The sequence below is a fragment of the Streptomyces sp. WAC00040 genome, from assembly GCF_056835925.1.
Genome location: NZ_JAKQZE010000002.1, coordinates 1,238,593 through 1,261,156, shown reverse-complemented (window position 1 = coordinate 1,261,156; position 22,564 = coordinate 1,238,593). Strand labels below are relative to the sequence as shown.

The following is a 22,564-nucleotide window of genomic DNA, read 5'->3' as shown; positions in this document are numbered from 1 at the left end:
CGCCTGGGACCGGTGCTCCTCTAAAGTCGGCAGTATGACGCAGGCACCTGCCCAGCACCGCGGCACGCGGTCCCGTGACGCGATTCTCGACACGGCCGGCGACCTGATGTCGCAGCACGGCTACGCCGCCACGTCCATCTCGATGATCTCCGCCGCATGCGGCCTGCCGGTCAGCTCCCTCTACTGGCACTTCGGCAGCAAGGAGGGGATCTACGTCGCGGTGCTGCAGCGCGCCAGGACCGCTCTGCTGGCAGCCCTGCCCCCCGTCGAGGTGCCGGGCACCGACGTCGTGCAGCGTCTGGACACCTTCCTCGCCGAGGTCAAGGACGCGTTCCAGCGCCATCCGCACGGCCTGAAGCTGCTCCTCGGGCTGGGCATGGTGCAGCAGGATGCCAGCACGGCGGCCGTGGCCGAGGTGCACCACTACCGCGACGCGCTGCTGTCCTGGGCCACGGACTCTGTGAGCGCCGTCTTCGGCCTGAGCGACCGTCCGGAGGTGTCGGACGATCTGGCGCGATTCACACTCAGGGTGGCGAGCGGAACCGCCGTTGCACGCTGGTTCGAACCGGCCGCCGCACTGGAGACGGGTCCGCTGCGCGTTGCGTTGCTGGCACTGGCGGCGCACCACGGCGTTCCACCGCACGGCGCGCGGCCCGAGGACCCTTCGCGGGGCATCACGGGCAGGGAATGACCACCCGGTACTTGCCCCCTGGAGACTGCTCGGGCGGTTCATGGGCGCGCTCGATCCTCACCCCGTCCGTCCCGTGGTCGCTGAGCAGGGCGGCCAGCCCCGTCCGCACCGCGTTCCACAACCGTTCCTGATCGGCTCCTGCGGCCGGCCGGATGCGCACCCGCAGGGTCGTGGGCGTCGTCTGCACGATCTGGAACCTGTCGATGTCCGGAAGGCTTTCCAGGAGGGTCTCGAAGGCCATGGGCACGATGCGGGCGGTGCCGCCCTCCCGGCGCGGAAAGGACAGCAGGTCGGCGGCGCGACCGCGGACCCTCATCGCGGGCAGCGGGTCTCCGCACGGACACGGGTCCGGACGCCACAGGACACTGTCCCCCAGGTCGTAGCGCAGGATCGGCTGCGCCCACCGGCCCAGACTGCTCAGCAGAACGGTGAAGGACTCCTGGCCCGGTGGCACTGGACGGTAGTCGGCGTCGACAGGCTCCAGGATCAGCCAGTCGCTGTGGGTGTGCAGCCACCCGAGCCGGCAACCGTATCCCAGGGCGAGGCTCTCGTTGCAGGCGTAGGTGTTGACGACATGCGCCCCGAAGGCGGAGCCGACGCGCCGGTGCTCACGGTCGTTGAGGCCCTCGGCAACCAGGGACACGACGGCCGGGGCGATGCGCAGGCGGCCGGCCAGTTGCTCGCCGGCGAGCAGCGCGATCACGCTGGCGTAGCCGCCAAGGAGCACAGGGCGATACCGGTTGAGCTCGTCGACCAGGTCGGGCAGCGGGCTGTGCACCGACAGGACCCGGCTCCGCCGAGTGTGCAGGCGGCCGGACGCGCGCGAGCGGGCGATGACGGCGTTTGCCGCCAGATGGCCGCTGGTGGCGACAACGTGCGCCGTCCGCATCCGGTGGACCAGCAGCCGCGCCGTCCGGGAGGGGGTGAGGGTGCGCCGGGCGGCGCGCAGCGACAGTGCCCTGACCACCGCCGCCGACCGGTCGTCGAGCAGGAAGACACCACGGTGCCCGGTGGTCCCGGAGGTGGTGGAGACCAGGTACTTACCGAGGAAGGGCTCGCCGACACGGGCGGGATCGGCGATGAAATCCCGTACGCCCTCGAGGGTCACCTCCGGGTCGGTGACCCAGTCGTCGAAGCGAGCCATCAGGTCCTCCTTGCGTGTCACCGGCAGCAGGGCCGGGTGCTCCACGCGTTCCGGCAGCGTCCGGTACAGCTCGCGGTAGTACGGGGAGCGGGCACGGGCGAAGTCGACCATGGCGGCGAGCCGCTCCCGCTGTCGGTCCGCCAGGGCGGCCGGGCCCCGCCGGACAGCGCGGCGCCCGTCCCTGACCAAGTCGAACGTGGATCTCATCGCACGGCTCCTCGGCGGGCGGAGGACTGCTGCCAGAAGGCGCAGTGATGGTCCGTCACGAAACCCGTGGTCGGGGTGACGCGGTCCGGCGTCAGCACCTGGATGCGGTCCCTGTCGGGAACGTAGCGCGGCCAGGCGGGGGTGCCGGGCCCGTTGGGGTCGCCGGTGGCCGCGAACCGGGCCCAGTAGGCGGTCATCGTGGCGGACAGCCGCCGCTGGGCAGCCGTCAGGGGCGGCACGGAGTCCATGGGGAACAGGTAGGCCAGTTCGGAGGCGTGGAACGCACCCTGCGGGGTGTGCGGCGCCGGGATGAAAGGCGGCGCCTGGGGGTCGTGGAACTCGTAGGCGTAGACGGGCACCCGGCCGCTGTACAGGCGGCTGTCGGCCCGTGCCGGACAGGCGAACCGCTGGTCGGTGGCTACTGCCGAATAGGCCAGGTTGGGAGACGGAAAGGCAGAAGCCGGATACGTCCCGAGGACCGCGCCGGCCCGGTCCCCGTGCTGGAGCCTGATCAGGGCGGCGTACGAGTCGGGTGTCAGCGGACCGCCACCGAGCAGATCCACGTACAGCGCGGTGAAGTAGCGGTATTCGTCGTGGGTGCTGCCGCTCAGCGTCGGGACCGCATTCACCCGCCCCTCGGCCCACGCCGTGTGAGGAGGACGCGGGAGGACACGCGGTCCGGTGTTCGGTCCCCACAAGGACGCGGCACCCGTCCCAGTGGCGCGGATGAGCTCGGTGGTGGGTACGGCGCGCAGACAGGTTGCCGCGGTAAACGGGTCGGCACAGCCGACCGAGGCCGCGAATACGCTCCCCTTCCGCTCGGCCGCGCTGAGCGTGAGCGGTGCCAGACCGCCGTCCGAGGCGCAGCTTCCGCTCTGCTGGATGGCCCGGTGGAAAAGGCCCCTCGCCGTCGGCGAGGCGATGTGGAGACAGGTGTCCGCGGACCCGGCGGACTGGCCGCCCAGAGTGACCCGGTTCCGGTCGCCGCCGAACGCGCCGATGTTCCGCCGTATCCAGCGCAGTGCAGCCTGCTGGTCCATCAGGCCGTAGTCCCCGGAAGCGTGGTCCGCGCTCTCGGCCGACAGGGCGGAGTGGGCGAGGAACCCCAGTGCTCCGAGGCGGTAGTTGACGGTCACGACCACCATGCCGCGCGCGGCCAGCGCCGCGCCGTCGTAGTCGCTGCCCGCGCCGTAGGCATTGCCGCCGCCGTGCAGCCACACCAGTACCGGGAGGGCCCCTTGGCCGGTGCGGGCGGGCATCCACACGTTGAGGTACAGGCAGTCCTCCGTCGTGCTGCCGGTCCGGTTGGACTCCCCGGGCAGAACGGGGCCCCCGTCGGGCAGGAGTGTCAGCGGGAGCTGGGGGCAGGGGTGGGCCGGTGCGGTGGTGTCCCGTACGCCGGACCACCGCGCGGGGGGCTGGGGCGGAAGCCAACGCCGCTCGCCGGTCGGCGGTGCGGAGAAGGGGATGCCCTGAAAGACCCGACCGCCGTCGCGGCCGGCCGCGCCGCGCACCCGGCCCTCGGAGGTGTGCACGACCAGGGGGTCGTGGCCGGTGTCGGCCCAAGCCGGTGTCGGGGGTTCGGTGAGTGACAGCAGCAGGGCCGCGGCGGCAGTGAGGACGCGGACCAGGGTGTGGCGCAGGCCGGTGGATCCCCTCGAATCGCTCCTGGTGCTGATGGCCATGGTCATGGCGTGTGCTCATAGGCGCCGATGTCGCAGGCGCCGCCCTGGGGACGGGCGACACCGCGCTGGTCGGTGGCCGGGCAGTCGGCGGCCGCGTTCAGGGCGGGACTGCCCGGCAGCAGCGCGGCGGTGTCCGTGGGGCCGCCGTTGTCGGCGAGCGGTCCCAGCAGCGGGGTACGGCTTGGCAGATCACCCTGGGCGGTGAGCCGGCAACTGCCGTCGCTGTCGATGTTGTGACCTCGCGACGCGATGGTCGCGAAGGCCTTCTCGCAGTCGGCTGCCGTGCCGTTGACGGTGTTGTTCGCGACGAGGGAGTTGCGCAGGGTAAGACGCCCCAGGGGCAGATCGAGGATGTCGGGGATCGGCCGGGGCAGGCTGTCGAGGTAGGCGGGGGCGATGTTGATTCCGCCACCGCCGTCGCTGGAACGGTTGCCGGTGATGGTCGAGTTGAGAATCTCCACCGGTCCCAGGCCGCGGATGTCGATGCCGCCGCCGTAACCGCCGAGGCTGCCGGGGCGGTCACCGGGGTCCGTCACCCGGTTGTCGGCGATCGTCGAGTTGGTCACGGTGCCGCTGTCGTCGAACCTGATGCCGCCGGCCTCTCCTGCACTGTTCCCGCTGACGGTGCTGTCGATCAGATCCAGGTGGGAGTCGGGGATGTTGAAGATGCCGCCGCCGTAGCCGGCGGAGTTCCCGCTCACGGCGACTCGTCGCAGTGTCATGTGCTGTTCGTTGGCGATGGCGCCGCCACCGGTGTCGGTGAAGGGCAGTTCTCGCTGCTTGGCCGATCCCCCGGTGAGAGTCAGATCGGACAGCCAGGTGTCGGCCCGCATGCGGAAGACACGGTCCAGTCGGTCGGCGTCGATGACGGTGCTCCGTGCTCCGGAGCCCTGGATCGTGGTGGGCGCATTGACGTTGAGATCGCCCGTGGTCGGGTCGGGATGATCGCCGATGATCAGTCGGGGGTCGGGCGGGATGGCCAGCCGGTAGCGGCCGGGAGGCAGCGTGATGGTGCTTCCCGGCCGGGCGTTGGCGGCCATCACCGCGGCACGCAGGCTGCACGCGCCCGACGCGGTGCGGCACCGGCCGTCCGACGGGTCGGCGTCGACCGCGTCGGACGTGGTGTCCACGGTGAACGCCGCCGGCCCCTCGGGCGGGGGCGCGGCGGTGCTGGAAGCGGGAGCGGCGAGGTTCGCCGCCACGGCGAGGACGACGGCTGCCAGTGCCGCCGGAGCGCTTGGGTTCCTCATCCGATGAACTCCTTTCGACAAGGAATCTGGACGTGCGAGGGCGCTGTGCGGGGACTTCACGCTGGTGCTGGGAATTGCGGCTCTTACGAGAAAAGCGGCCGGCGCAAGGGCCGGCGGGATTGCACCGGAGCGGCGAGGCGGCCGAGACCGGAGAACCCGGACGCGAACACCTCGCTCTGTAGCGAGCGTTCCATTCAGACCGCCTCGTGTCTACACGCCCGCCGGACACAAAACCGGACTGGCGAGAGACAGGCAGATCGCGTCATCACATCGGATCGCCACGCACCCCGGATCGCCCTACAACGGTGCTGCCGACCGCCGATCCCACCCGTGCCGGCCGATCACCCGTCGTCACATCCGACTGCACGGACCGGACCGGGGAACCATCCGTCGGCTTCGACCGAGTCGTCACCGTCCGACTGCTGACCACTTCCCCCAACGGCCGCGTTTCCCCCGGCCGTCCCTTCGTGGCTCCGTACACCACCACCCCGACCCGCCCCGCGTCATTGGCCCTTGCCCCGCGAACTGCCCTCGGACGACCATCCCTGTTCCCGCAGCCGTTCGAACCCGTCCAGGAGGAGATCCAACGCGAACTCGAACTCGAACTGGTCGTCACACCCCTGACCCACCACGGATCCCTCGTCGTGAGCCACCGCGCCGGCCAGCTCCATCACATACGGGAACTCCCCCGCGCCCTCATGCGGCACGGCCGGCCTCGATTGCGGATCGGGACCGGGCGTAGCGTCGAACAGTTCCTGCGTGATGCCCATCATCCGGCTGCCCAGAGCGTGCATCACATGGTGTGTCAGATCGAGTGAGAAGCCACCGGTCCGGAACATGCCGATCACAGAATCCATGTGTGCGAGCACGACCGGCGTCGGACTGCTTCGCGACTGAATCACCTGAGCCGCCCATGGGTGTCCGAGGAAAGCACGTCGCACCGAAAGGATCCTCTGGCGCACCGCGCCCTTCCAGTCGGCCCCCGGTGCCGGCGGGTCGACCTCGCTCATGACCACATCAACCATGCCGTCCAGGAGTTGCTCCTTGTTCGCGACGTGCTTGTAGAGGGCCATGGGCACCACGCCCAACTCCTGCGCGAGCTTGCGCATGCTCAAGGCTTCGATGCCGATGTCATCGGCGAGCGCGACAGCCGCCCGCAGCACCCGGTCCCTGGACAGAGGGGTGCGACGCACCGCCCTCGTCTGCTGAGCCATGTCGCGACCAGCCCCCTCAAAGATCCGCCGCATCCGACCACCGTACCCGCACACCACTTGACGAGTGTACGGCGTACACCTACCGTGGAAGCTTCGGTGTACGCCGTACACCTTTCTTTGGGGGTGGGTCCTGGTGGTACCAGCCAGAAAAACCGCAGTCGTCGCAGGTGCGTTGTTCCTTCTCACGGAGGTCGCGGCGATCGCCGGGCTCGCGCTGTACGGTCCCGTCCTGCAGGACGCGTACTACATCGTCGGTCCTGGCGCCGACACACGGGTGCTCCTCGGCGCACTGTCCGAGATCGTTCTCGCGGCGGCCGTCATCGGCACGGGAGTCACACTGTTTCCGGTCCTCAAGAAGCAGAACGAGGGGGCGGCGCTGGGCTATGTGTGCGCCCGCCTCCTCGAAGCCGCCGTCATCATCGTCGGCATCATCAGCGTTCTGTCGGTCGTGAAGCTGCGGAGGGCCGGCGAGGGAGCGGCGGACAGCGACACCGCCTCGCTCGTGACCGCCGGCAAGACCCTGGTGGCCGTCCACGACTGGACGTTCCTCATGGGGCCCAACGTCATTCTGGGAGCGAACTCGCTGGTCCTGGCGTGGCTGATGTACCGCGCCAGGCTCGTGCCGCGTTTCATCGCCGTACTGGGGCTCGCAGGAGGCGCGTTGATCTGTACGTCGGCGACAGCAGTGATGTTCGGGCTGTACGAGCAGATCTCCCTGGCGGGGTCCGTCGCCGCGATCCCCGTGTTCGCATGGGAAGTGAGTCTTGCCGTCTGGCTCATCGCCAAGGGGTTCAAACCGGCTGCCCACCTCGACAGGCACGGCGAGGGGAGGAGCCGCGTCACTCCGCACCCCGCCACTGGGTGACGGACCGTTACGAGGTGGGTGGAGGCTATGACTCCACCCACTCGCCACTTCTCTCGCAGTACGGCTGGCCGACGGACTCGTCGCCGCGGTCGGCCGGGCCATCACCCGAAGCCGCCGTCGCCCCTCCGCCGGTGGCAACGCCGCCGCTCGGCTTCGGTGCGGCGAAGGGCGGCGTGTCCGGTCGACACACGGTTCCTGCCGGAGGGAGCGTGCCGTCGACGAAATAGCGGCCCACGTGCTCGTTGACGCACCTGCTGGGGTTGAGCAGTGCGGTGTGCCCGTAACCGTCATGGGTGAGCAGGCGGGCGGCGGCCAGCTCCCTGGCCATGGCCTGCGCGCCCCGGTAGGGGGTGGCGGGATCGTATCTGGTGCCCACCACGAGGAGAGGATGCGCCGTCGGCTTGTTCCACGGGCCGCGGTAGCGGTTGGCCGCAACGGCCGGCCAGCCGGCACACGGCTCGGCGGCCCAGCTCCAGAAGCGTCCGGCGTCGCCCGCGCGGACGGCGACGGCCTCCTCCAGGGCGTGGTAGACGCCGGAGTCACGCGGATTGGGGCTGTCGGAGCAGAGCACCGCAGCGCCTTGTTCCTCTCCGGTGTACGGATTCGGGACCGGTGGCGCGGGCAGTGGTGAAGGCGGCCCGGGGACTCGGCCCTGCCACAGGTCCTGCAACCTGCCGGCGAGCTCGGTCCATCCGGGGTGGACGATGTCGAGGCCGCTCACCACCTCAGCGACCGTCCTCCCGTAGGTCCACCCACTCACCGGACGCTCCCGGAGACGCCGCAGCAGTTCCTCCCACTTGTTCTTGGTCGCTTGCGGGCTGCCGGCGGAGAAGGCGCAGCGGGCGGTGGTGCTGGAGCCGCACAGGGCGAGGAACTGGTCCAGGATCCCGGCTGCGCCGAGGTCCGCGCCCATGCGCAAGAATGTGGTGAGCCGGACCTCCTCGTCGGAGGCGCGGTTCGTCCATGCCTGCGGGTCGATGTTGCTGTCGAGGGCCATGGCGCGGACCTTGCCGGGGAAGAGGTTGGCATAGGTGGCGCCCAGGATCGTGCCGTAGGAGATCCCGAGGTAGGTGAGTTGCGGGTCGCCCACCGCCTGGCGGAGCTGGTCGAGGTCGCGAGCGGTGTCGGCGGTCGACACGTGCCGTAGGAGCTCAGGGTCCCGCTGCTGACAGCGCCGGGCCAGATCCTTGTACGCGGTGATCCAGGCCGTCCGCTGCTGTTTGCCCACCGGCAGGCCGACCGGTCTGCCCGCACTCCACGCTTCGGCTTCCTCAGGACTCGCGAAGCAGTTGACCGCGGTGCTGTTGCCGACTCCGCGGGGGTCCCAGCTGACCACGTCGAACCGCTCACGGACCTCGCGCGGGAAGCGCTCGTAGTTCTGTGGCATCTGCACCGTTCCCGGTCCGCCAGGTCCGCCGGGATTGAAGAAAAGAGTGCCCATGCGCCGTCCGGGACCGGTTGCCTTGTGTTTCACGACCGCCAGCTCGATGCTGCGCCCGCGGGGGTTGCGGTAGTCCAGCGGCATCTCGGCGGTCGCGCAGTCGAAGCGGCCGTCCTCGGCACACGGTCTCCAGTCCAGCTTCGGGGCTGGCACCGACGGTGTCGGCGTTCCGCCGGCCACGGCGATGTCCGGTCCTATCAGTACCGTCGAGGAGGTGACCACCGCGGCGACGAGCGCGGCACCACGCCGACGTCCGCCTGCGGGCCCAGATATGTTCATCCCTTGTCCCTTCACGGCTGAGCGCCCGATGTCCCCATGCGACGAACGTCGCGACGCATTCGCGTCCACAACACCGTGAACCGGCAACGCGCGCGAGCCGACCGCAACCGAATGGTGCGGCGAGGCGACCGTCGCTCGTCGCACAGCAGGGTTCGATCTTCTGAGAGGTGCCGCGACTCACGACGGAACGCATTGTGTCGGCGGCAAAGAAGTCCCGCCGGGGCAGGGCGCCGCGCCGAATCCGGGTGTGAGGCCGGTGCGCCGCGTCGAGTCGGCGAGCCGTACCGGGCCGACGATGGGGAGGGGACCCCCGACGGGCCCCACCTGCCGCCGCCGACTGGGCACCTGCGACAGCCGACCGGGCGGCATGCGGCGAGCCGCCTCGTGATGTGTGCGGCCGTGCTCCGCACGACAATGGGGCCATGGCACAGAGCACCTCCTTCGGGGAGAACGCACGCTCGGCCGACGAGCAGCACTACGGCGAGCATGTCTTCCGTCCCGACGACGAGGGCGAGGGCGGCCGTATCGATCTGGGGGCCCTCGCCTACGACTGCACGACCATGGCCCGGCTGCGCGAGTTGGGCGTCGGGCCCGGCCGGCGCTGTCTCGACGTCGGTGCCGGCACGGGCACCGTGGCCCGGGCGCTGCTGCGCGAGGCGGGCGTCGCGGAGGTGGTGGCCGTGGACCGCGACGTACGGTTCCTGGCCGCGGAGCCGACTCCGGGCCTGACCCCGCTCGAAGCGGACATCACCTCGGACGGCTTCGCACCGGGACACTTCGACCTCGTGCACGCCCGATTCGTCCTCATGCACCTGTCGGATCCGGGGAGCATGATCACCCGGCTGGCATCGATGCTCACGCCGGGCGGTGTCCTGGTCGTCAGCGACGCCGTGGACCTGACCACGCGCGCCGCACCGGAGAGCTCCTTCACCTCCACTGTGCGGGCCATGTGGCAGGGGCTGCGCGACACCATCGGCACCGACGTGAGCTGGGTGCCGAACTGCCCGCTGATGCTTCGGGCAGCAGGCCTGGAATCCGTCGCGGCGGAGATCCAAGTGCCGCCGCTCGTGCCCGGCAGCCCCATCAACCGGTTCTGGACCGAGACCTGGCAACGGGCCCGTCCCGCGATGACCGCGACACGGCTCGTCGACGACGCCACCATCGACGACGCCGTCCGCTGTCTCGACTCCCCCGACTTCTGCGGACTTTCGCCCGGCATGCTCACCGCTTGGGGCCGCCTGCCGTAACGGTCGGCAGCGGCCCCGGGACCGCGCACCTCAACGGTCCTCCACGGAGGGCGGCGCCCCTCGCGAGTGCTGTGACCGCCGGCCGTCGCGGAGTCCCTGCCGGGCCGCTCGCACCCCCGGATTCGGTTCGCCGGCTCATCGAGGGACGCGGGGCCGGACTGGACGGACGGGTCTGTGGGCACCAGGGTGTGGTGATGAACGACGATGCAGACGAGACGCCGCAGGAACGGATGGCGAAGGTCGAGCTCTACATGGAGTCGGTCAAGGCCCGGATGGCTCCGGAGGACTTCGACACGTTGCATCAGGCGGTGAACGAGATGAGCCGTCTGATCTCAGAAGGACACGAAGGCGTTCTGGAGGCAGGCGACCGCGATAACTTCGCAGGCGAGGTCCAGCGCGAGTTCCTGGCCGTGATGGCGATCGCGACCACCGGGCGGATGGACCACCATGTCATCGACATGCCCGGACCGGACGGCAGTCCCGGCTACGCGGTCGTCACCCCGGAAGTCGCCAACGACCCTGCGGCACTCGCAGAAATCCGCCAGCAGATACACGAGTGGACCACCGAGCAGCAAGCGATCAACAGCGAGCTGGACGGCATCGCCCGTGCCAGCGGCATCGACCCTGACGAGTGATCCCTGCGGGCCCCATGACGACACCCTGTACGGGGTCCACCACCGCTACCTCGGGGACACGGCTTCGCCCCTGGCCGGACACCCGCAAGCCGGTGACCGTGACGGACGGTGGCCGGCGAAGGTTCGCCCTGCTCAAGCGGCCTTTACGCCAGCCAGGGCCTGCCCGGGGGCCGGAGGATGCGCGGCTGCCGGTCAGGTCAGGAGCCGCAATCCGTTCTCCAGGAGCGCGAAGGCGTGTTCCGCGTCGGTCACCGCCCCCGCGTAGCGCTCGTCGGCCGGCTCCCCGTGCGCCAAGCGCTCGGCGTTGTCCTGCGCCAGCGCCCAGTGGACCGCGACGATCTGGACGGCGGCCAACCTTGCCGTGAGTTCCGGAATGTCGGCGGTTTCCCGCAGCGCCTGGGTGAGTGCGCGTTCGGCGCCGGTCTTGAACCGTTCCATCCGGGCCACCAGCGAGGGCGCGTCGAGGATCATCCGGTGGACCCTCCGCACCTGGGGGTGGTCGTTGAGCCCGGTGATGGGGTCCCGCTCCCGCAGCCCGTCGAGGAAGTGCTCACGCACCGCGGTGAGCGGGGCGGTTTCGGGCGGGCGGGCCCGCACGACGCGGGCGATTTCGGTCTCGTGGTCCGCGAGGCGATGCACCACGAGGTCTTCCTTCGTGGGGAAGTAGGCGAAGAGCGTGCGCTTGGACACCTCTGCCGCTTCGGCCACTTGGGCCACGGAGACCTGATTGAAGCCGTGTTCGAGGAACAGCGTGATCGCCGCGTCGGAGATCGCCGCGTGGGTCCGCTGCTTCTTTCGTTCCCGAAGTCCTGGCTTGCCGTCCACGACGAAATCGTAACAGAAAGTCACCGGGGCTATTTCTTCACCTGGTATACATTTAACCCAGGGCTAGAAAGTAGGACGGAGTGAAGGTGTTGACCGAGATCGAGACCGAGGTCGTCGTCGCGGGCGCCGGCCCGACCGGGCTGATGCTGGCGTACGAACTGGCTCTCGCCGGGGTCGAGACGCTGGTGCTGGAGAAGCTGCATCAGCGCGTCGAACAAGCGAAGGGCGGTGGGATCCAGCCCCGTACCGCCGAGCTGCTGGAGTCGCGCGGCCTGTTGGCCCCGTTGCTGCCGCGGGCCGTGCCCGGTGAGCCGGCGAGCGGGCATTTCGCGGCCCTGCCTGTGCCGCTGGACTGCACACCGTGGCGGACCAGGCACCCCTTCCCGATCGCGATCCCTCAGTGGGAGATCGAGGAAGTACTCGAGGAGCACGCGATCGCCGCCTGCGCGCGGATTCTGCGCGGCACCGCCGTCTCGGGAGTCGACTCGGACGACGACGGAGTGGTCGTGACGGCGGGCGGGCTGCGGGTGCGGGCTCGCTACCTGGCTGCGTGCGACGGTGGCCACAGTACGGTGCGGAAACTGCTCGGCCTGCCGTTTCCCGGCAGGCCCGGCACGCATCAGGCGGTCCTGGCAGACATCCGCCTGTCCGCCGTGTCGTCGCTGGTGCCGCAGCGGATGGGGCACATGAGCAACCTGACCCGTCATGCGGGTGGTTACTGGGCCATGCTCGTCCCTCTCGGCGACGACCGGTACCGGATCACCTTCGGGCGCGCGGATCGGACGGACACCACCCGCGACGTTCCCGTCACCCCCGAGGAGATCACCACCGCGCTGCAGGCCGTGTACGGCCCTGAGACCACCCTCGGCGCCGTGGAGAACGCCTCCCGGTTCACCGACGCCACTCGACAGGTGCAGCAATACCGCACGGGCCGTGTCCTGTTCGGGGGCGACGCCGCGCACATCCACCCGCCGCTGGGCGGCCAGGGGCTCAATCTCGGTATACAGGACGCGTTCAACCTCGGCTGGAAGCTGGCCGCGGTCGTCCAGGACCGGGCGCCGAGCGGCTTGCTGGACAGCTACCATGCCGAACGGCATCCGGTCGGGGCTCAGGTCCTGCGTCACACGTCGGCCCAGCGGGTCCTGGCCGATCCGAACCCGAGCGAGGACGTGGCCGCCCTGCGTGACATCTTCATCGACCTGCTGAGGCTGCCCGACGCGAACCGCCGTCTGGCAGGGCTGGTGTCGGGCCTCTCGCTGCGCTACGAGCCGTCCGGGGAGCATCCGCTCACCGGCCAACGCGTGCCGGACGCCGACCTGGTGACCGAAACCGGCCCCACCCGGCTGTCGGCGCTGTTCGGCCCGGGGCACGCCGTCCTGCTCGATCTGGCCGGAACCGTCCCGGCCGGCCTCCGGCTCCCGCCACGGATCGACCGCGTCCGCGCCGCATGCGCCGATGATCTGGGCGCTGCTGCCCTGCTCATCCGTCCCGACGGCTACATCTGCTGGGCCGCGGACTCCGCCACCCGCGGCGACGCCCTGCTCGCCGCGATCGCCGGTGGCCTTGCGAGGGTGCACTGAGCCGGTGGACGGTACGTGGTCCACTGCGGCGCCCGCTGCAGCCCGGGAGTCCTTCGTCCCCCGAGCGGCGGACCGCTCTCCGGAACGTTCACATGACCGCCGAGGCGGCGTCGCGACGGGGGAGGTCGAGCGGGCGTCGTCAGATCGCCTCGTGGGCCTCCCGCGGGTGCCCGCAGATGCGCATGACGGCTGCTGCGCCGATGTCCGGCCCCATGAAGTCCTGGTACTGGCTGAAGCAGAAGTCGGAGTCGCCACCAAACCCGGGCATCCGCTGATTCGGGTCAGCTTGGCGCGACGGACGCGCATTCGCAGCCGCGCCACGCACGGACCGAGCCCTCGATGGGCCCGAGAGGTCGTTCCACCAGGTGAGTCGTCGCACCGCGGCGCCGAGCGCCCGCCTCGACGGGACCTCGGGTCGCCTGCTTGCGCCGCCTACGGCCCGGCAGGTCCCTTCCGTGCGACGTAGACCGTGTTGGCGGCAGTGCCGTGCTGCAGCGGATTTTCGAACGGGACGACATGGGCTTCGGACTCGGCGAACGTGTCCGCCAGCACGGCGCGGAAGCGCTCGTCGGGCGGGTCGTTGGACCACAGGGCGAAGGTGCCGCCCGGCAGCAGACGGCCGGCCAGGGCGTGCATTCCGTCGGGCCCGTAGAGCGCCTCGTGGCGGGGGTGCAGGACCTGACGGGGCGAATGGTCGATGTCGAGCAGGACGGCGTGGAAACGGCGGTCCGGGTCTTCCGGGTCGAGACCACCCGCCCCCACGACGCCGGCGAAGAAGTCACCGTGGACCAGCCGACAGCGAGAATCCTCCACCAGGCCGGGCCCGAGTGGTACGAGGCCGCGCTCGTGCCAGCCGATCACCTCGGCGAGCGCGTCCACCACGATCAGCGAGCGCACCCGGGCGTCGTCGAGGACGGCCCGTGCGGTGTATCCGAGGCCGAGACCGCCGACGGCCACGTCCAGTCCGGTCTCGGGAAGGGCCGCCAGTCCGAGGCGGGCCAGCGCGACCTCGCCCGCTGTGAACAGGCTGGACATGAGGTATTCGTCGCCGAGCTTCACCTCGTACACGTCGTCACCCGACCGCGGGTCCCGCCGGCGCCGCAGAGAGATGTCTCCCATCGGCGTCTGCTTCCAGTCGAGCTCGGCGAAACGCGCGCTCATCCCTGCTCCCTTCTTCGTTGCCGGCGGCCGGGCCGGGCGGTTCATGTCGGCCCGCAGCGACCGGCCAGGTTGCGGGCGGTTCGCCGCCCGCAACCGCGCTCGGCGCCGGTCAGGCGTCGATGATCACTGGGATGATGAGGGGCTTGCGGCGATAGGTGCGGAAGGCCCAATTGGCCACCGCGCGGGCGATGAGCTGTTCGAGCTGGTGGGCGTCGCCGACGCCTTCCTCCGCCGCCTTCGCGAGGGTCTTCTCGATGACCGGGACGACGGGCTCGAAGGTGGTGTCGTCGTGGACGAACCCGCGGGCCAGGAAGTCCGGTGCCTCTGTGAGCGCCCCGGTGTCGGCGTCCACGATCGCGACCACCGTCACCACGCCCTCCTCCGCGAGGGTGACGCGGTCCTTGAGCGATGCTTCCGTGGCGCCGCCGACCGTCATACCGTCCACGTAGACGTTGCCCGCGGGCACCTTGCCGGTGATCGAGGCGCGCCCGTCGACCAGGTCGACGACGACACCGTCCTCGGCGATCACCACGCGGTCCGGGTCCACGCCGGTACGGATCGCCAGGTCGGCGTTGGCCCGCAGATGCTTCCATTCGCCGTGCACGGGCATGACGTTGCGGGGCTTGACGATGTTGTAGCAGTACACGAGTTCACCGGCGCTGGCGTGCCCGGAGACATGCACCTTGGCGTTGCCCTTGTGGACGACGTTCGCTCCCCACCTGGTGAGCCCGTTGATGACCCGGTAGATGGCGGTCTCGTTGCCGGGGATCAGAGAGCTGGCAAGCAGCACGGTGTCGCCCTTGCCGATCCGGATCATGTGGTCGCGGTTGGCCATCCGGGACAGTGCCGCCATCGGCTCGCCCTGCGATCCGGTGCACACCAGGGTGATCTGGTGGTCCGGCAGTTGTTCGAGGTCCTTCATCCCCACGATCAGGCCGGAGGGGACCTTCAGATAGCCCAGGTCGCGGGCGATGCCCATGTTGCGGACCATCGACCGGCCCACGAAGGCGACCTTGCGCCCGTGCTGGTGCGCGGCGTCGAGCACCTGCTGGATGCGGTGCACATGGCTGGCGAAGCTGGAAACGATCACGCGCCGCGGCGCGGTGCGCAGGACCTGCTCGATCGCCGGGTTCAACTCGCGTTCGGACGTGGTGAAACCGGGCACCTCGGCGTTCGTGGAGTCGGTGAGGAACAGGTCCACACCCTCCTCACCGAGCCGGGCGAAGGCGCGCAGGTCGGTGATGCGGTCGTCCAGGGGGAACTGGTCCATCTTGAAGTCACCGGTGTGCAGCACCATGCCGGCACTGGTGCGGATCGCCACGGCGAGCGAGTCCGGGATGGAGTGGTTGACGGCGACGAACTCGCAGTCGAAGGGGCCGAAGCCGCGCCGGTCGCCCTCGCGGACGCGCACCGTGCGCGGCCTGATGCCGTGTTCCTTCAGCTTGGCCTCCAGGAAGGCCAGTGTCAGCTTCGATCCGACGAGGGGAATGTCGGACCGCTCGCGCAGCAGATAGGGCACGCCCCCGATGTGGTCCTCGTGTCCGTGGGTCAGGACGACGGCGACGATGTCGTCCAGGCGGTCCCGGATGGAGGTGAAGTCCGGAAGGATCACGTCCACCCCGGGCTGTGTCTCCTCGGGGAACAGGACGCCGCAGTCGACGATCAGCAGCTTTCCGGCGTGCTCGAACACCGTCATGTTGCGGCCGATCTCGCCCAGTCCGCCCAGCGCGACGACCCTCAGTCCTCCCGCCGGCAGCGGAGGAGCGGCTTTCAATTCGGGATGCGGATGACTCATACCCTGACGTTACCGAGAGTCCGCGGGAAGTGATCCACTGGGTGGATCCCACGGAGGCGCGGTCCACCGCAACAGACGGCGGACGCTCTCGTCGACCGTGAACGGCTCTGTGCCGGGCCCCTCGGCGCCGACGCCGCCGGCATCCGCGGCCGGGACCGCGTCCGTGGGGCGGGTCGCCGGCCTGGCGGGTCGCCGACCAGCGGCGGGAACTGCGGGCCGGGACGGGCGACATCCCCCGTGAGGGTGACGCCGGAGCAGCCGCTGAGGTGATGTTGCCGCGTAGCAGGAGCCCCAGAGCTCCTCGATCTCCCGGTTCACCGGTTCGGATCGTTTGAATGGCCACCTCGACCGGCGTGGGTTTCTCTTGAGTCGGACCGTAAGAAAGTTCGACCGGGAGGTGGCCGATGTACAACATGTGCGCCGAGCACGTGGCGACGGAGACCGGCAGTGGCCTCCTGTGGCATGCCCTTGACGGCAACGGCAACACCCTGTGCACGCGGATCTTCATCGCGGCACCGGCATCGGGCGGAGCCTGCGACCATGAGGACTACTGCCGCAGCTGCATGAACGCCGTGGCCGACGCAGACTCCTGGGAGCCATGAGCGGCAGCGCCTCCGTGAGTCCTCCATTCGCCAGAAGGGCGTGTCCTCATGGCCCGGAACCGTCGTCTGATCCTGAGCTCACCCTCCGAGGTCTGGAGTCTGCTTTGCGACGGACATCGCTACGGGGAGTGGGTGACAGGAACCCAGCAGGTTCTCGCCGCGGACCCGGACTGGCCGGAGGTGGGCGCCCGTCTGCAAGTCCGGGTCGGGGTCGGCCCCTTGGCCCTCGACGACACCTGCGTCGTCCGCATCTGCGAACCGCGCCGGCGGCTGGAACTGGAGGCGAAGGCAGATCCCTTCGGCGCGGCCCGCATCGCCATGAACTTGATCCCCTGGGGCGAGAACACCCTCTTCATTCTCGACTGGCATCCTCTCCGCGGCCCCGGCACCCGGATGCACGGACTCCCCGTGGACTACGTCGTCGCGATCCGCAACGGCATGATGCTGACGAAGCTCGCCAGGATCGCGGTCCGCGAGCACGGTTGAAGCGTGAGAAGCGCCTGCTCCGGTGAGGGATCACCAGGGACGGAGCGCCGTGCCCGGTCGCCCGCGTGTCACGGCCGCTTCGGCCCTGCTCCGCTCTCCCGCGCCAGGTTCGAGTTCCGGTACGAGTAGCCGAAGTAGATCACCAGGCCGATCATGAGCCACACCGCGAACCGGAGCCAGGTCTGCCACGCGAGGAACGTGATCAGCCAGAGCGAGAACGCGACACCGATCGCCGGGACGAACGGCATCCCGGGGCAGCGGAACTTCCGCGGCAGGTCCGGCTGCCGGTAGCGCAGCACGATCACCGCGATGCACACCACTACGAACGCCAGCAGAATGCCGATGTTCGTCAGCTCCGCTGCCTCGCCGATCGGCAGGAATCCGGCGATGAGCGCCGAGCCCACCCCGACGATCCACGTCACCCGCACCGGGACGTGCCGCGTCGGATGCGTCTTCGCGAACCAGTGCGGCAGCAGCCCGTCGCGGCTCATCGAGAACCACACCCGTGTCACACCCAGCATGAACGTGAACATCACGGTGAGGATGCCGATGATCGCGCCCACCGCGATGAGGTTCGCGAGACCGGGCAGGCCCACCGACTCGAAGGCCGTGGAGAAACCGCTCTCCGGGTCGATCTCCGAGTAGTTCTGCATGCCCGTCAGCACCAGACAGGCCAGCACGTACAGCACCATCGAGATCGCCAGCGAATAGATGATCGCCTTCGGCATGTGGCGCTGTGCGTCCTTGGACTCCTCTGCCGCCGTCGACATGGCGTCGTACCCGAACACCGCGAAGAAGACGGTCGCCGCACCCGTGAACGCCCCGCCGACGCCGTACGGGAAGAAGGGGTTGTAGTTGGCGGTGTCGATGTGGAAGACGCCGACCACGATCACCAGCAGGACGACCAGGACCTTCAGCACGACGACGACCGTCTCGAACCGGGCGGCGTTCTTGATGCCGAGGGTGAGCAGGTACGCGGTGAACAGGCACAGGACCACGGCGAACAGATCCACCTGGTGCCCCTCCCCCGTGCCCGGTGCACCGAGCATCCACGCGGGCAGGTCCACCCCCATCGCGCCCAGGAGGAAGCCGAAGTAGCCCGAGATCCCGATGGCGACGACGGCCACGATCGCCGTGTACTCCAGCAGCAGGTCCCAGCCGATGAACCAGCCCGCCAGCTCGCCGAGCACGGCATAGCCGTAGGTGTAGGCCGAACCCGCCTTCGGGATCAGGCCCGCGAATTCGGCGTACGAGAAGGCCGCGGCCGCGCTCGCCACGCCCGCGATCAGGAACGAGACGAGCACCGCGGGCCCCGCGGTGCCGTTCGCGACGGCGCCGGCGAGGGCGAAGATTCCGGCACCGATGATGCCGCCGACACCGATGGCCGTCAGCTGTCCGAGGCCCAGCGTTCTCGTGAGCTGCTCGCTCGGAACGCCTTCTTCGATCTGTTCGATGGGCTTACGGCGCAATACGCCCTGGCCCGTCCGGAGCCCTGCCATGAGTTCACCTCTTCGCAGACTGCTGTCGTCCGATGGCGGCTCATGATGGCCCAGGCCGGGCAGTGGCAGGAGACGACATGCGGTGTCGCTGAGGTGACGTTTCCGGGGAGATTGCCGGACACCGGTTTCACGGACCGGCGCCCGGCCAGTGCTGCGTGGACACTTTCGGGCATCGGCCCCTAGATGTTCACTGCCGCCATCCCGGCCTCGTCGTAGCGCTCGCCGGCCGGCTCGGGGAGCTCTGCGGCGATGCGTGCGAGGTCGTCCTCGGTCAGTTCGACGTCCAGCGAGGCGGCGTTCTGCTCGAGGTAGGCACGGCGCTTGGTGCCCGGGATCGGGACCAGATCGTCGCCCTGTGCCAGCACCCAGGCGATCGCGAGCTGCGCCGCTGTGACACCCTTCTCCGCGGCGATCTCCTTGACCTTCTCGGCGAGCGTGAGGTTCGTCTTGAGGTTGTCGCCGGTGAAGCGCGGGCCGCTGCGCCTGAAGTCTCCCGCGTCGAGCTGGTCGGGAGAGGAGAACCGGCCCGCGAGGAAACCGCGCCCCAGCGGTGAGTAGGGGACGAACCCGATGCCGAGCTCACGGCACGTGGGAAGCACCTCGGCCTCCGGGTCGCGGGTCCACAGCGAGTACTCGGTCTGGACGGCCGTGATCGGGTGGACGGCGTTGGCGCGGCGGATCGTCTCGGCCCCCGCCTCACTCAGTCCGATGTGGCGCACCTTGCCCTCCGCGACGAGTTCCGCCAGGGCGCCGACGGTCTCCTCGATCGGCACGCGGGGGTCGACACGGTGCTGGTAGTACAGGTCGATGTAGTCCGTGCCGAGCCGTTCGAGCGATCCGTGGATCGAGCTGCGTACGTGTTCCGCGGAACCGTCCTGCCGCCCCACCGTGCTCATGTCGCCCGCGACGGCGTCGTCCATCCGGTAGTTGAACTTCGTCGCGATCACGTACTCGCCCCGGTGTCCCCTGACAGCGCGTCCCACCAGCGTCTCGTTGGTGAGCGGCCCGTACATCTGCGCGGTGTCGAGGAAGGTGACACCGATCTCGAGGGCGCGCTGGATGGTCCTGACGCCTTCGTCCTCGTCCGTGGAACCGTAGAAGGCGGACATTCCCATGCAGCCGAGACCGAGGGCGGACACCTCAAGGTCCCGAAGCTTGCGCTGCTTCATGTTCGTCGAAGCCTTTCGTTGCGGTCTTGTCTCTTCCGTTCGGTGGGCGCGGCGTCCGTGGCTCGTCGCGCGCCTCCGCGGCGCGTCGGCATTTGTCCGGAGCCCTGGCGCGCTGCTCGGCGCGAAGGCACGGCAGGCCCGGGCGCCCGGGCACCTTCCCGGTGCGGCCGTGCCATGAACGCTAGGTCTTGGTGTGCACTCCAAGTCAAGGACCGCCCTCCGCCCTGCCGCCGAAGGCACGCCAGGTCGGGTCGGCCGAGCTCGGGTCGGCCGAGCTCGGGTCGGGTCGGCTCGGAGAGGACGCTTGCGGGCGACCGTGATCCGGAGCAGCGTGGACAGGGAGGACGGCGCGGGGGCGCCGGTTGCCGATCACCCCCGGCGGACCGCGCCGGAGCGAGGAGGGAGAGCGATGACCACACCCCGCGGGGACGCGCCGTCCGTGCCGGTCGTACGACGTCGGCCCGAGACGATCGACAGCGTGATCTGGGAGCCGAGCGAACGCTGGGTGCGTGCCACGAAGGGGGACGTCACGATCGTGGACAGCCGCCGGCCGGTTCTTGTGTGGGAGCCCGGCCGTCCCGTGCCGCTGTACGCCTTTCCGGCCGACGACGTGCGCATGGATCTGCTGCGGGAGACCGCACGCCCTGCCCACCCCCGGCGTCATGGGGGCGCGACACTCTTCTACGATCTCGTGCTCGCCGACGGGACCGTCCCGGCGGCGGCCTGGACCTATGCCGGCGAGGAGCTGGCGGGTCACGTCAGTTTCGAATGGTTCGGCCGGAACGTGCTCGACCACTGGTACGAAGAGGACGAGGAGATCTTCGTGCACCCTCGTGATCCTCACAAGCGGGTGGACGCCCTGCCCAGCAGCCGGCACGTCCAGGTGGAGATCGAGGGCACAGTCGTGGCGGACACGCGTACGCCCGTCCTGCTGTTCGAGACGCACCTGCCGGTCCGCTACTACTTCCCGCGCGAGGACGTCCGCTTCGACCTGTTCACCCCGACCGGTTCGCGTACCCGCTGCCCGTACAAGGGGGTGGCCACGGACTACTGGTCGTGGGCGGGCAGCGGCGACGTACGGCCCGACATCGCGTGGAGCTACCCCGATCCGCTGCCCGCCGTGGCGATCATCAAGGACCGGGTGGCCTTCTACAACGAGTCCGTCGACATCGTGCTGGACGGCGAGCGCCTGGAACGCCCTGTCTCGTTCTTCAGCACGCCGTCGCACGGGGCGTCCTGACACAGTCGTGGGAGACCGTGCCGGGCGGCGCGATGTTCGCCGGCGCGGACGCGCGGCGAGGCCCCGCCGCTCGAGCACGGCAGGGCCTCGCGCCGACGCGCCGGCTTTTCGCGGTGGCGCCTATTGGGCCGTGGCGAAGTTTTGCGTCCAGTAGCTGTCCGGCTGTGCGAGGCCGACGCCGATCTCCTTGAACCCGCAGTCGAGGATGTTGCGCTTGTGACCGGGGCTGGCCATCCAGGCCGCCATGACGCTCTCCGGAGTCGCGTAACCGTAGGCGACGTTCTCGCCGTAGGTGCTCCAGCTGTATCCGGCGCGCGTGATCCGGGCGCCCGCGTCGGACCCGTCGGAGCCCGTGTGGGACATGTTCCGGTGGGCTGCCATGTCCTCGCTGTGATCCTGCGCGGCCTTGGTCAGCTTCGCGTTCAACGTCACCGGGGAGCATCCGGCCTTGCTGCGCTCACTGTTGACGAGCGCCACGACGCGGGCCACGTCGCCGGACGCAGGCGCCGCCGTGGACGGCGCGGTCGACGGGGTGGTCGACGGCGCGGTCGGCTCTGGCGCTGCCGGCTTGGTCACGGAGGGCTTGGGTGCCACCGGCTTGGGTGCCACCGGCTTGGGTGCCGCCGGCTTCGGCGTGGCCGGCTTCCGTGTGGTCGCTGTCGTGGTGGGGCTCGGCGACCCGTGCTCGGCCGGCTTACGGTCCCAGTTGCCTCCGTCCCACCGGCGGTCCGACTCGTCCCCGTCCCACCGCCGGCCGTCCCACCGCTGGCCGTGATGCGCACTCTGCCATCTGTCGTGGGACCGGCTGTCCTGGCTCCCCTGTGTGTCCATACAGGCCATGGCGGCGGAGGGCACGCCCACGGCTGCCACGGCGACAGCGGCGATGGTTATCTTCCGGTAGTGCGTCGTTCTGCGGTGCTTGCTCATGTGTGACCTCGATTGTCATCGCGGAGCGCCACCGAGATCTGTTGGCCCGGCCCGTCTGTGTGCGACCTGCGGCGGCGCCGTTTGCGGGGCGGCCATTGTTAGGACGGCCGCGCACGGAGGGCAACGAGCGCCGCTACTACCCCGGGTCGTAGACCCGGTCAGCCCTTGCTATGGACGCAAGGGCGTGCTGGCCCCGCACGCGGAACCTCCCGGACCTTTTGACGCTCCGCCAGAAGGCTTTCGACAGCGGGAAGGCGGGCACATGAGCCAGGAGGATCGAGGACCGTCGAACGGCGTGCGGAGGTATGTCCCTACCGAAAGGGACAAATACCCTTATGTCACCAAGGGTGCCTTCTACTATCGCCCCTCCTGATGCCCGGAACCCGCTGTGGCGGATGTCACGGAACCATTGCTTCCGCTTCGCGTTCGGGTCGCCACGGCAAGGCGGGCCCGCCGCGCGGCGTCGCACTGCCGCCCCACGACGAGCGATTCCGAGTGCGCTGCGGGCTCTGGCGACAACGGTCCGCCGCCTCTGCGGCCCCAAGATCGCCCGTGACGGTGAGTAGCCATACCGGCGGGGTCGAACACGGCCGAGAGCCGGCGGGCGGGCTCGTGACCGCGT

20 protein-coding genes are annotated in these 22,564 nt (G+C 69.8%); 8 read left to right on the top strand and 12 right to left on the bottom strand.

Annotated elements, in window-relative coordinates; all coding sequences use genetic code 11:
• Positions 1 to 34: 34 nt before the first annotated feature.
• Positions 35 to 691, top strand: coding sequence for a TetR/AcrR family transcriptional regulator (locus tag MDN94_RS25245; RefSeq protein ID WP_482728135.1), 657 nt, complete (start codon positions 35 to 37; stop codon positions 689 to 691).
• Here MDN94_RS25245 and MDN94_RS25240 read toward each other — a convergent pair.
• The 4 genes from MDN94_RS25240 to MDN94_RS25225 all read right to left on the bottom strand — a co-directional run bounded on the left by MDN94_RS25240 (position 675) and on the right by MDN94_RS25225 (position 6,191).
• Positions 675 to 2,042: a phenylacetate--CoA ligase family protein gene (locus MDN94_RS25240; protein ID WP_482728134.1), complete on the bottom strand. Its 1,368-nt coding sequence runs from the start codon at positions 2,040 to 2,042 to the stop codon at positions 675 to 677. The genes MDN94_RS25245 and MDN94_RS25240 overlap by 17 nt on opposite strands.
• Positions 2,039 to 3,733: a carboxylesterase/lipase family protein gene (locus MDN94_RS25235; protein WP_482728133.1), complete on the bottom strand. Its 1,695-nt coding sequence runs from the start codon at positions 3,731 to 3,733 to the stop codon at positions 2,039 to 2,041. Before MDN94_RS25235 ends, MDN94_RS25240 begins: the two co-directional genes overlap by 4 nt.
• A complete protein-coding gene (locus MDN94_RS25230; RefSeq protein ID WP_482728132.1) occupies positions 3,730 to 4,977 on the bottom strand; it encodes a choice-of-anchor Q domain-containing protein in 1,248 nt (415 codons plus the stop codon). The genes MDN94_RS25235 and MDN94_RS25230 overlap by 4 nt, the downstream gene beginning before the upstream one ends.
• Positions 4,978 to 5,480: 503 nt before the next feature.
• Positions 5,481 to 6,191: a TetR/AcrR family transcriptional regulator gene (locus tag MDN94_RS25225; protein ID WP_482728238.1), complete on the bottom strand. Its 711-nt coding sequence runs from the start codon at positions 6,189 to 6,191 to the stop codon at positions 5,481 to 5,483.
• Positions 6,192 to 6,363: 172 nt separating this feature from the next.
• Between MDN94_RS25225 and MDN94_RS25220 the strand changes: the two genes are divergently transcribed.
• Entirely contained in the window at positions 6,364 to 7,056 is a 693-nt protein-coding gene (locus MDN94_RS25220; RefSeq protein WP_482728131.1) for a DUF4386 domain-containing protein, read from the top strand.
• 25 nt (positions 7,057 to 7,081) lie between these two features.
• Here MDN94_RS25220 and MDN94_RS25215 read toward each other — a convergent pair whose 3' ends face one another.
• Positions 7,082 to 8,776, bottom strand: a complete 1,695-nt coding sequence (locus MDN94_RS25215) for an alpha/beta hydrolase (RefSeq protein ID WP_482728130.1) — start codon at positions 8,774 to 8,776, stop codon at positions 7,082 to 7,084.
• 422 nt (positions 8,777 to 9,198) lie between these two features.
• Between MDN94_RS25215 and MDN94_RS25210 the strand changes: the two genes are divergently transcribed.
• Both MDN94_RS25210 and MDN94_RS25205 read left to right on the top strand, forming a co-directional pair.
• A complete protein-coding gene (locus MDN94_RS25210; RefSeq protein WP_482728129.1) occupies positions 9,199 to 10,023 on the top strand; it encodes a class I SAM-dependent methyltransferase in 825 nt (274 codons plus the stop codon).
• 194 nt (positions 10,024 to 10,217) lie between these two features.
• A complete protein-coding gene (locus tag MDN94_RS25205; RefSeq protein WP_482728128.1) occupies positions 10,218 to 10,658 on the top strand; it encodes a hypothetical protein in 441 nt (146 codons plus the stop codon).
• A gap of 192 nt (positions 10,659 to 10,850) precedes the next feature.
• Here the strand turns inward: MDN94_RS25205 and MDN94_RS25200 are convergent, their stop codons facing one another.
• On the bottom strand, positions 10,851 to 11,483 hold the full coding sequence (locus MDN94_RS25200; RefSeq protein ID WP_482728127.1) for a TetR/AcrR family transcriptional regulator: 633 nt from the start codon (positions 11,481 to 11,483) through the stop codon (positions 10,851 to 10,853).
• Positions 11,484 to 11,563: 80 nt separating this feature from the next.
• Between MDN94_RS25200 and MDN94_RS25195 the strand changes: the two genes are divergently transcribed.
• Positions 11,564 to 13,063: an FAD-dependent monooxygenase gene (locus MDN94_RS25195; RefSeq protein WP_482728126.1), complete on the top strand. Its 1,500-nt coding sequence runs from the start codon at positions 11,564 to 11,566 to the stop codon at positions 13,061 to 13,063.
• 139 nt (positions 13,064 to 13,202) lie between these two features.
• On the opposite strand, the gene MDN94_RS25190 is transcribed toward MDN94_RS25195, so the two are convergent.
• The 3 genes from MDN94_RS25190 to MDN94_RS25180 all read right to left on the bottom strand — a co-directional run bounded on the left by MDN94_RS25190 (position 13,203) and on the right by MDN94_RS25180 (position 16,019).
• Positions 13,203 to 13,331 carry a hypothetical protein gene (locus MDN94_RS25190; protein ID WP_482728125.1) on the bottom strand — a complete coding sequence of 43 codons (129 nt, stop codon included), beginning with the start codon at positions 13,329 to 13,331 and terminating at the stop codon, positions 13,203 to 13,205.
• 164 nt (positions 13,332 to 13,495) lie between these two features.
• The gene (locus MDN94_RS25185) at positions 13,496 to 14,224 is read right to left on the bottom strand and encodes a polyamine aminopropyltransferase (protein WP_482728124.1); all 729 of its coding nucleotides are present in this window, start codon (positions 14,222 to 14,224) and stop codon (positions 13,496 to 13,498) included.
• A gap of 109 nt (positions 14,225 to 14,333) precedes the next feature.
• Positions 14,334 to 16,019, bottom strand: a complete 1,686-nt coding sequence (locus MDN94_RS25180) for a ribonuclease J (RefSeq protein ID WP_482728123.1) — start codon at positions 16,017 to 16,019, stop codon at positions 14,334 to 14,336.
• 404 nt (positions 16,020 to 16,423) lie between these two features.
• Between MDN94_RS25180 and MDN94_RS25175 the strand changes: the two genes are divergently transcribed.
• Complete coding sequence (locus MDN94_RS25175) at positions 16,424 to 16,621, top strand: hypothetical protein (RefSeq protein WP_482728122.1); 198 nt, start codon at positions 16,424 to 16,426, stop codon at positions 16,619 to 16,621.
• A gap of 48 nt (positions 16,622 to 16,669) precedes the next feature.
• Entirely contained in the window at positions 16,670 to 17,107 is a 438-nt protein-coding gene (locus MDN94_RS25170) for an SRPBCC family protein (RefSeq protein ID WP_482728121.1), read from the top strand.
• 68 nt (positions 17,108 to 17,175) lie between these two features.
• On the opposite strand, the gene MDN94_RS25165 is transcribed toward MDN94_RS25170, so the two are convergent.
• On the bottom strand, positions 17,176 to 18,606 hold the full coding sequence (locus MDN94_RS25165; protein ID WP_482728120.1) for an amino acid permease: 1,431 nt from the start codon (positions 18,604 to 18,606) through the stop codon (positions 17,176 to 17,178).
• A gap of 179 nt (positions 18,607 to 18,785) precedes the next feature.
• On the bottom strand, positions 18,786 to 19,775 hold the full coding sequence (locus tag MDN94_RS25160; protein ID WP_482728119.1) for an aldo/keto reductase: 990 nt from the start codon (positions 19,773 to 19,775) through the stop codon (positions 18,786 to 18,788).
• Positions 19,776 to 20,184: 409 nt separating this feature from the next.
• On the opposite strand from MDN94_RS25160, the gene MDN94_RS25155 reads away from it, so the two are divergent.
• The gene (locus MDN94_RS25155) at positions 20,185 to 21,015 is read left to right on the top strand and encodes a DUF427 domain-containing protein (protein ID WP_482728118.1); all 831 of its coding nucleotides are present in this window, start codon (positions 20,185 to 20,187) and stop codon (positions 21,013 to 21,015) included.
• Between the two features lie 120 nt (positions 21,016 to 21,135).
• On the opposite strand, the gene MDN94_RS25150 is transcribed toward MDN94_RS25155, so the two are convergent.
• On the bottom strand, positions 21,136 to 21,942 hold the full coding sequence (locus tag MDN94_RS25150; RefSeq protein ID WP_482728117.1) for a CAP domain-containing protein: 807 nt from the start codon (positions 21,940 to 21,942) through the stop codon (positions 21,136 to 21,138).
• Between the last annotated feature and the right edge of the window lie 622 nt (positions 21,943 to 22,564).

Excerpts from the sequence above, each read along its gene's own strand:
- MDN94_RS25190 (WP_482728125.1), bottom strand. The coding sequence starts at position 13,331 with ATGCCCGGGTTTGGTGGCGACTCCGACTTCTGCTTCAGCCAGTACCAG.
- MDN94_RS25180 (WP_482728123.1), bottom strand. The coding sequence starts at position 16,019 with ATGAGTCATCCGCATCCCGAATTGAAAGCCGCTCCTCCGCTGCCGGCG.
- MDN94_RS25150 (WP_482728117.1), bottom strand. The coding sequence starts at position 21,942 with ATGAGCAAGCACCGCAGAACGACGCACTACCGGAAGATAACCATCGCC.
- MDN94_RS25230 (WP_482728132.1), bottom strand. The coding sequence starts at position 4,977 with ATGAGGAACCCAAGCGCTCCGGCGGCACTGGCAGCCGTCGTCCTCGCC.
- MDN94_RS25175 (WP_482728122.1), top strand. The coding sequence starts at position 16,424 with ATGTACAACATGTGCGCCGAGCACGTGGCGACGGAGACCGGCAGTGGC.
- MDN94_RS25170 (WP_482728121.1), top strand. The coding sequence starts at position 16,670 with ATGGCCCGGAACCGTCGTCTGATCCTGAGCTCACCCTCCGAGGTCTGG.
- MDN94_RS25185 (WP_482728124.1), bottom strand. The coding sequence starts at position 14,224 with ATGAGCGCGCGTTTCGCCGAGCTCGACTGGAAGCAGACGCCGATGGGA.
- MDN94_RS25160 (WP_482728119.1), bottom strand. The coding sequence starts at position 19,775 with ATGAAGCAGCGCAAGCTTCGGGACCTTGAGGTGTCCGCCCTCGGTCTC.
- MDN94_RS25155 (WP_482728118.1), top strand. The coding sequence starts at position 20,185 with ATGACCACACCCCGCGGGGACGCGCCGTCCGTGCCGGTCGTACGACGT.
- MDN94_RS25235 (WP_482728133.1), bottom strand. The coding sequence starts at position 3,733 with ATGACCATGGCCATCAGCACCAGGAGCGATTCGAGGGGATCCACCGGC.
- MDN94_RS25215 (WP_482728130.1), bottom strand. The coding sequence starts at position 8,776 with ATGAACATATCTGGGCCCGCAGGCGGACGTCGGCGTGGTGCCGCGCTC.
- MDN94_RS25225 (WP_482728238.1), bottom strand. The coding sequence starts at position 6,191 with ATGGCTCAGCAGACGAGGGCGGTGCGTCGCACCCCTCTGTCCAGGGAC.
- MDN94_RS25245 (WP_482728135.1), top strand. The coding sequence starts at position 35 with ATGACGCAGGCACCTGCCCAGCACCGCGGCACGCGGTCCCGTGACGCG.
- MDN94_RS25240 (WP_482728134.1), bottom strand. The coding sequence starts at position 2,042 with ATGAGATCCACGTTCGACTTGGTCAGGGACGGGCGCCGCGCTGTCCGG.
- MDN94_RS25165 (WP_482728120.1), bottom strand. The coding sequence starts at position 18,606 with ATGGCAGGGCTCCGGACGGGCCAGGGCGTATTGCGCCGTAAGCCCATC.
- MDN94_RS25210 (WP_482728129.1), top strand. The coding sequence starts at position 9,199 with ATGGCACAGAGCACCTCCTTCGGGGAGAACGCACGCTCGGCCGACGAG.
- MDN94_RS25205 (WP_482728128.1), top strand. The coding sequence starts at position 10,218 with ATGAACGACGATGCAGACGAGACGCCGCAGGAACGGATGGCGAAGGTC.